This is a genomic window from Desulfovibrio sp. 1188_IL3213 (genome assembly GCF_036763145.1).
Taxonomy (GTDB): Bacteria; Desulfobacterota; Desulfovibrionia; order Desulfovibrionales; family Desulfovibrionaceae; genus Desulfovibrio.
The window spans coordinates 1-7,022 of sequence record NZ_JBAIYR010000093.1 but is presented as its reverse complement, the minus strand read 5'-3'; the positions used below and the strand labels follow the sequence as shown (position 1 = coordinate 7,022).

Genomic DNA, 7,022 nt, shown 5'->3' with positions numbered 1-7,022 from the left:
CTGTGCGCGCCGCCGCTGTGGCCTGCGCGGGTCCCCTGCTGCAGGCCGAACTGACAGCTTTTGACAAGGTGCTCGACAATCCCGCCCGGCCTGTGGTGGCGATTGTCGGCGGGGCCAAGGTATCCACCAAGCTGGCCCTGCTGGAAAACCTGCTGGAAAAAGTGGATGTGCTCATTGTGGGCGGCGGCATAGCCAACACCTTTCTTGCCGCGGCAGGATACATGGTGGGCAAGTCTCTGTACGAAGAAGACCTGCTGCCCGACGCCCAGAAAATAATGGCGCAGGCCAAGACCCTCAACAAGGAACTGCCCCTGCCCGTGGACGTGATCACCGCCGAGGAACTGGCTCCTCGCCAGCAGGCCATGCTGCACGCCGTGGGTGACGTGCCGGGAGACCAGATGATCCTTGATATCGGTCCCGAAACACTGGCCCTGTATGAAAAATTCCTTGCCAAGGCGGCCACGGTGGTCTGGAACGGCCCGGTCGGCGCGTTTGAGGTGGAACCCTTCGGCGACGGGACCAAGGCCCTGGCCGAATATCTGAGCGACTCCAAGGCATTTGTTGTGGTTGGCGGCGGCGACAGCGTAGCTGCCGTAGAAAAATACGGACTGGCCGACCGCATGGGCTATATCTCAACCGGCGGCGGCGCAGCGCTGGAACTGCTTGAAGGCAAAAAACTGCCTTCCGTCGCAGCGCTGGAAGACCGCGCACAGGTGGGTGCATGAAAAAATATTCTATCCTGAACACACTGCTTCTGCTGCCGCTGTGGATCTGCTGCCTGCTGGCAGCGTCCACAGTGCAGGCACAGGAACTGTGGGAAGATGATCCCGATGCCCCTGCTTCGGCTGCACAGCAGGATAAGTGGGGCTTTAACGCGGGTATTGGCGCGTCGTTGCGCACATCGGAATACAAGGGCATCGACTCGCTGGGTTCGCCCCTGCCCCTGCTGGGCTACGAGGGCAACTGGCTGTACCTGCGGGGCCTGAGCGGCGGCGTGCATGTCTTTAAAAACCGCTACCACGAGTTCAACGTCCAGCTTTCCTACCTGCCGCAGCATTTTTATGCCTCGTGGAGCGACAATGACAGGATGAAGCGGCTGGACGATCGCTATTCCTCGCTCATGGCCGGTTTGAACTACACCCTGCGCTCCCGCTACGGTCTGGCATCAGCCACGCTGTCCACGGACGTGCTGGGCGTCAATAACGGCGTCATGGCCGATGTTTCCTACGCCTATCCGCTGCGTTTCGAAAATATCATCATCATGCCCTCGGTGGGCGCGCAGTGGACCGACAGCAACTACAACGACTATTACTACAGCGTCAGCTCCAGCGAATCACGCAAAAGCGGCCTGAAGCAGTACAACCCCGAAAGCGCGTTCTCGCCCTATGCCGGGCTGACCCTGCGCGTGGCGCTTACCGAGAGCTGGAGCGTCCTTCTCAACGGCAAGGCCCTTTTCCTGGGTAGCGAAGTTACCGACAGCCCAATGGTGGAACGCAGCACCACATATTCGTTCAACGCGGGCTTTCTTTACGCTTTCTAGAGCAGATTAACTTTGAGAATGTACATTCTCAAAGTTTAAGACACGCTCGCTTCGCTGCTTAACCGCGCAAGTAAATTGCGCTTGCATCTTTGCGGCGGGCGACTGCTCACGCAGCCGCCAGAGCAATTTCAAAGTGAAATTGCTCTGGCGCAATCTGCACTTGAGAGGGCTGCCTGCAATCCGGGGCATTTTCGCATTGAGAATATCCATTCCCAATGCTTCCAGGAAGCCCGCCGGGAGGCCGCGATCTGAAAAGATCGCGGCCTTTTCACTGTAGTTCCGGCAATACGGCCATAAAGACCACGGCCCACATCACGCTTTGGACAGCTATCGCGCATGCTTGATTTTTCACAAAGACCACGTACACTTTAATTGAAATTATTTTTCAAGTTAGAGCATTTTACCTTTGCAAAAAGTGTAAATGCTCTAGACAGTGTCTAACGCTGCACGAAAGTGCAGCGCGCCACAATGTGGCGCGGATTCAGCCGAAAATCGCATTTTTCGGCTGAATGAAAACTTTGAAATGTTAAGCATTTCAAAGTTAATCTGCTCCAGAACCCCACTTTCCAAACCAGGAGGAATCCATGAGCAAACTTAGGATCGCCCAGTACGGTTGCGGAAAAATGTCGCGATATTCAATGCGCTATGTATATGAAAAAGGCGCGGAAATTGTAGCCGCCTTTGACGTCAATCCTGCGGTCATCGGCCGTGACATCGGCTCCGTCATGGGGTGCGAAAACAAGGAAGTTCTCGTTCAGGACGCGGCTCAGGCGGAAAAAGTGCTGGCCCAGGTCAAGCCCGATGCCTGCCTTGTCACCACCATGAGCCTGATTCGCGATGTCAGGGATGCGCTTATGGCCTGCGCCCGGGCCGGCGTCAACGCCATCACCATTTGCGAAGAGGCCATCTTTCCCGCCAATTCCTCGCCTGCCATCACCCGTGAACTGGACGAAACCGCCAAAAAGACCGGCTGCACCATATGCGGCACAGGCTATCAGGACGTGTTCTGGGGCAACCTTATCGCCACCCTGGCCGGAGCCATGCACACCATCAGGAAAATACGCGGCAAATCCAGCTATAATGTGGAAGATTACGGCATTGCGCTGGCAAAGGCGCACGGGGCCGGGCTGAGCCTTGCCGCCTTTGAAAAAGAAATCGCCGCCGCAGACAACATTCCTGAAGGCGAACGCGCTGCCCTTATCAAAAAAGGCGAATTTCTGCCTTCCTACATGTGGAACGTCAATGGCTGGCTGGCGGAACGCCTCGGCCTTACGGTAACAAGTCAGGTGCAGAAATGCGTACCCATGACCCATTCCACGGAACTGAAGTCCGAAACCCTCGGCATGACCATCCCCGCCGGGCATGCCACGGGCATGTCCGCAGTGGTCACCACCGAAACGCAGGAAGGCATCGCCATTGAAAGCGAATGCATAGGCAAGGTCTATGCTCCTGATGAGGTGGACCGCAACGACTGGACCCTTATGGGCGAACCTGACACCCAGGTGGTCATTACCCGTCCCGCCACCGTGGAACTGACCTGCGCCACACTGGTGAACCGCATTCCCGACCTGATTAACGCGGCTCCCGGCTATGTAACCACTGACAAGATGCCCGTTAACAGCTACCGCGTGAAAGCGCTGGACTATTACGTGAAAAAATAAAGGCACGGCCCTGAAAGATCGGCGCACAGTGGCATCTCGGGCGCTGAGCCGTACACGCTGGCCGTCCGGCTGCACCGCGTACGTTGGGCAGCACGGCGGCGGCCAGAACGCACGCGGTGGCTGAAAGCGTTCATCGATGCTTGTCCTGCTCCGCCCGAAAAACAAAAAAAGCCCCGCTTCCACCAGAAAGCGGGGCTTTTTACGCAATCAGCAACACAAAAACGGCACGGGTCGATGTTCCTCGCCGCGCGCAGGATACGGGCTTGCACCCGGCAGCGGCGGAAGGCTGCTGCCGGAACGCTCCCGGAGCAGATTCAAAGTGAAGTTGCCCTAGCCGCCCAGATAGGCTTCCCGCACGCTGGCATTGTTCAGCAGGCTGCGGGCCTGGTCTTCCATAACCACCTTGCCCACTTCCAGCACGTAGCCGCGTGATGCCAGCTTGAGGGCCGCACGGGCGTTCTGTTCCACCAGCAGCACGGTGACGCCGCGCTTGTTGATGGCCCGCACCGTTTCAAAAATGGAGCGTACCAAAAGCGGCGCCAGACCAAGAGAAGGTTCGTCCAGCAGCAGCAGGCGCGGTTCGGCCATCAGGGCGCGGCCAATGGCGAGCATCTGCTGCTCGCCGCCCGAAAGCGTCCCCGCAAGCTGATCCTTGCGCTCAAGCAGGCGCGGAAAAAGGTCGAATATCCATTCCAGGGTACGCTCGCTGCGGGCTTTGTCTTCAATGCAAAAAGCGCCCAGACGAAGGTTTTCAAGCACGCTCATGACGCCGAAAACGCGCCGCCCCTCGGGCGACTGCGCAATGCCCAGCCCCACAACCTTGTGGCTCGGCAGCCGCAGAAGATTTTGTCCTTCAAAAAGAATTTCGCCCGAAGTGGGCCGCACCAGCCCGCTGATGGACAGCAGGGTGGTGCTTTTGCCCGCGCCGTTAGCCCCGAGGATGGTGACTATCTCGCCCTCTTCCACCCGCAGGTTAATGCCGTGCAGCACCTCGACGCTGCCGTAGCTCACCCGTATGTCAGAAAGTTGCAACAGGCACATGGCTTACCACTTCTCGTCTTCTACGCCCAGGTAGGCTTCCACCACCGCCGGATTGCGGCGCACGGCCTCCGGCTCGCCCTGGGCTATCATGGTGCCGTGTTCCAGCACCACCAGTTTTTCACAGATTTTCATGACCAGCCGCATATCATGCTCGATCAGCAGCACCGTAATACCCCTGTCACGAATGGCCGCTATGGTGTCTACAAGAGCCACAGTTTCCTGATCATTCATGCCTCCGGCAGGCTCGTCCAGAATGAGCAGGCGCGGGTCGGACGCCAGTGCGCGGGCGATTTCAAGCAGCCGCTGGTTGCCGTAAGAAAGCCCCCCGGCGGCTTCGGCATGGCTGTCGGCCAGCCCCACAAAACGCAGTTCTTCCATACAGCGCGCCACGGCGGCACGCTCTTCACTGCGCTGCCGGGGCAGATGCAGCATGCACGACAGCATGCCCGCCTTCATGCGGCAGTGACGCCCGGCCAGAACATTTTCCAGCACGGAAAGCTTGCCGAACAGGCGAATGCTCTGAAAGGTACGGGCAATGCCAAGCTCCACCACGCGGTGGGGCCGCAGACCGGCAATAGGCTCGCCGTCAAAGAAGATGCGGCCTTTTTCAGGTGTATAGTTGCCGGTAATGCAGTTGAAAACCGTGGTCTTGCCCGCCCCGTTGGGACCGATAAGGCCCACAACGCTGCCTGCGTCAACATTGAAGGTCAGATCGTTGACAGCCACAAGGCCGCCGAAAACCTTGGTCATTTCCTGCAAGCGCAAAAGGCTCATGCGGGCCTCCCGTCGGCGGTTCCGTTGCCGCCGTCACCAGCAGCGCCCTGCGGTGCGCCAGCGCCGGAAAGACCATCTACATGGTAGCGGCGGCGGCGCGGGGGCAAAAGCCCCTGGGGCCGCCAAACCATCATGACCATCATGGCCAGGCCAAAAATAAGCATGCGCGCGTTGGAAAATTCCCGCAGCAGCTCCGGCAGGCCGATGAACAGAAACGCGCTGATAAGCACGCCTATCTGGCTGCCGCCGGAAAGGATAACCACGGCAAAAATAATGACGGATTCCATAAAGCTGAACGATTCCGGCGAAATGGTCGTCATCTTGGCCGCATACAGCGTTCCCGCCATGCCCGCCCAGAACGCCCCGAGCACAAAAGCCATGAGCTTGTAGTGGGTGACGTTGACGCCGCAGCCTTCCGCAGCCACATCATCTTCCTTGATGTAGTTGAGAGCGCGGCCAAAGCGCGAATGCCACAAGCCGTAAAAAAGCAGCAAACTCACGGCCACCATGCCCCAGACCAGATAGTAGAACTGGATGCCCCTGACGACCTTGAAGCCGAAAAAATTGGGGCGGCTGATGCCGAAAATACCGTTGGCCCCGCCGGTAAGGCCGAAAACGTCGTTAATAAGCGCAATGCGCACAATTTCCACAATGCCGATGGTCACGATCAGCAGATAGTCGCCGCGCAGATGAATGATGGGCCGCGCCACCAGCAGAGCAAAGGCGGCGGCCACGGCTCCGGCCACGGGCATGGTCCAGAAGATGGGCCACTGGCACAATGTGTTCAGTATGGCGGTGGTGTACGCGCCCACGGCAAAAAATGCCGCGTGTCCCATGTGAAAGATGCCCGCCTGCCCCAGGATAACATTGAGTGAAAGCGAAAGCAGGGCATACAGGCCAATGCTCACGCACACGTCCGTCCAGTAGGCGTTGCTGATGAGGGGCAGCACGCAGATAACCGCCGCCAGAGCGACTCTGGCGGCAATACGAAGAGGCTCTTTTCTCATAGCTTGTCCGCCGTGCGTTCGCCCAGAATGCCGGTGGGACGGATGATAAGGATGAGGATGAGCACAAAGAAAGCAATGGCGTCTTTCCAGGCAATGGCGATGTACCCGGCGGCCAGGGCTTCGATAACGCCAAGCAAAAGCCCGCCTATCATGGCTCCGGGAATATTGCCGATGCCGCCCAGAATGGCCGCGGTAAAGGCTTTAAGGCCATAACTCCAGCCCATGGTAAAGTCTATCTGCCCGTAATAGATGCCCACCATAAGCCCGGCGGCTCCGCCAAGGCCCGGCCCGATAAGAAAAACCAGGCCGATAATGCGGTCCACGTTGATGCCCATAAGCTGCGCCGCGCCGGGATCAATGGCTACCGCGCGGATGGCCGCCCCGGTGCGCGAACGCTGAATAAAGGCCCACAGGCCGAGCATAAGAATCACGCTGGCGGCGATGACCAGAAGGCGCACGCCGGGAACGGCCAAGCCGAAAAGATGCACGGTAAAATCTGGTCTCAGATAATCGGGGTACACGTAAAAGCGCGCGCCATAGATGAGCATGACGGCGTTTTGAAAAAATATGGAGGCTCCGAGAGCCGAAACCACGGCAGAAAGACGGCCCGCATTGCGCAGGGGCCGATAGGCCGTGCGTTCAAGCAAAAAGCCGATGATGGCTACCAGCAGGGCCACCATGACAAAAACGGCCAGCACGGCCACCACGGGATTGAGCATGCCCGAAAGATTGCAACTGACCAGCAGGGTCAGTCCAAGATAGGCCCCAATGGTGAACAGGTCGCCGTGCGCGAAGTTGATGAGCTTCAGCACGCCGTACACCATCGTATAGCCCAGGGCCACCAGGGCGTAGATGCCCCCCACGGCAAGGCCGTTCAAAAGCTGCTGTAAAAACTGTTCCATAAAGCGTTATACCCTTGCCACGCTCCGGCGGCGTAAAAAAACGCGCGCCTCGCCGTGGGCGGAGAGGCTGCGCCCCGCCGCCGGAGCCGTATACGGC

The 7,022-nt window shown here is 58.6% G+C and carries 7 protein-coding genes; 3 read left to right on the top strand and 4 right to left on the bottom strand.

All coding sequences use genetic code 11. The features are described from left to right. From pgk to V6C16_RS05950, 3 genes are all read left to right on the top strand, one after another. A partial coding sequence (gene pgk / locus V6C16_RS05960; RefSeq protein WP_333542887.1) for a phosphoglycerate kinase occupies window positions 1–725 on the top strand: 725 nt, incomplete at its 5' end. Then, complete coding sequence (locus V6C16_RS05955) at window positions 722–1,540, top strand: MipA/OmpV family protein (RefSeq protein ID WP_333535654.1); 819 nt, start codon at window positions 722–724, stop codon at window positions 1,538–1,540. The genes pgk and V6C16_RS05955, both read left to right, overlap by 4 nt. A 584-nt stretch (window positions 1,541–2,124) precedes the next feature. Next, window positions 2,125–3,201, top strand: a complete 1,077-nt coding sequence (locus tag V6C16_RS05950) for an NAD(P)H-dependent amine dehydrogenase family protein (RefSeq protein WP_333535653.1) — start codon at window positions 2,125–2,127, stop codon at window positions 3,199–3,201. 330 nt (window positions 3,202–3,531) lie between these two features. Here the strand turns inward: V6C16_RS05950 and V6C16_RS05945 are convergent, their stop codons facing one another. From V6C16_RS05945 to V6C16_RS05930, 4 genes are read right to left on the bottom strand one after another with little or no spacing between them, the layout of a single operon-like run. Beyond that, entirely contained in the window at window positions 3,532–4,242 is a 711-nt protein-coding gene (locus V6C16_RS05945) for an ABC transporter ATP-binding protein (protein ID WP_333535707.1), read from the bottom strand. 3 nt (window positions 4,243–4,245) lie between these two features. Further along, window positions 4,246–5,016, bottom strand: a complete 771-nt coding sequence (locus V6C16_RS05940) for an ABC transporter ATP-binding protein (protein WP_333535706.1) — start codon at window positions 5,014–5,016, stop codon at window positions 4,246–4,248. Beyond that, window positions 5,013–6,023 (bottom strand): branched-chain amino acid ABC transporter permease, encoded by a 1,011-nt coding sequence (locus V6C16_RS05935; RefSeq protein ID WP_333542886.1) that lies wholly within the window; start codon window positions 6,021–6,023, stop codon window positions 5,013–5,015. Before V6C16_RS05935 ends, V6C16_RS05940 begins: the two co-directional genes overlap by 4 nt. Continuing rightward, window positions 6,020–6,925, bottom strand: a complete 906-nt coding sequence (locus V6C16_RS05930; RefSeq protein ID WP_012624113.1) for a branched-chain amino acid ABC transporter permease — start codon at window positions 6,923–6,925, stop codon at window positions 6,020–6,022. The genes V6C16_RS05935 and V6C16_RS05930 overlap by 4 nt, the downstream gene beginning before the upstream one ends. Between the last annotated feature and the right edge of the window lie 97 nt (window positions 6,926–7,022).